Source organism: Streptomyces sp. NRRL S-378, from assembly GCF_000720645.1.
GTDB lineage: Bacteria > Actinomycetota > Actinomycetes > Streptomycetales > Streptomycetaceae > Streptomyces.
Genome location: NZ_JOBX01000193.1, coordinates 1 through 758 on the forward strand (window position 1 = coordinate 1; position 758 = coordinate 758).

1 pseudogene is annotated in these 758 nt (G+C 69.4%); it reads right to left on the bottom strand.

Annotation, left to right across the window (positions count from 1 at the left end):
* A pseudogene (locus tag IH80_RS43410) lies at positions 1–741 on the bottom strand (integrase core domain-containing protein); the annotation flags it as partial.
* Between the last annotated feature and the right edge of the window lie 17 nt (positions 742–758).

Consider the following 758-nt stretch of genomic DNA (forward strand, 5'->3'; position numbering starts at 1 on the left):
GACGGCCTCGCCTGCAGCGTCCGGTGGATCCGCCGGTTGGCCTTGGTGAGCCAGTCGGCCAGCTGGATGTTGAAGTCCGCCGGACTCGCGAAGACCCGCCCCGGCAGGAACGAGGTCTCCAGATAGCCATTCGCCCGCTCGACCAGGCCCTTCGCTTCCGGATCGCGGGGCTTGCAGAGCACGAACTTGATGCCCAGCAGGCCCGCGAACGCTGCGAAGTCGTCCGTCAGGCGCGGTCCTCCGGCCCGCCACGAGCCCACCGCCCCCTCGTTGTCCCGCCGTGATCCACCGCGAATAGCCGGCCACCATCACCAGCACCGGCGGATGACCGGACTGCCCGAAGCCGAGCGGGACCCCGGTGGCCGGGAACCAGAGATCGCACTGGGCCAGATCGCCGGGCTCATAAACCGTCCGCGACGCCGGATCGACGGGCCGGTAAGCCGGCCGCAGATCACGGACCCTGTCCTTGAGGACGGTCATGCCCCGCTGCCAGCCGATCCGCTCCGCGATCACGGTCGAGGGGATGTCCGGCCACTGTTCGAGCAGTTCACGGATCTGCGGCTCGACCGAATCGACCACCGAGCCCTTCGCCGCCCGCTGGTACTTCGGCGGCTCGTCATCGGCCACCGCCCTGCGGACCGTGTTCCGCGAGATCCCCAACTTCCTCGCGATCGCCCGGAGCGGCATCTCCTCGGCCCTATGAAGCCGCCGGATCTCCGCCCAGTCCTCCACGCTGATCACCCATCCTCCCGGCCTGA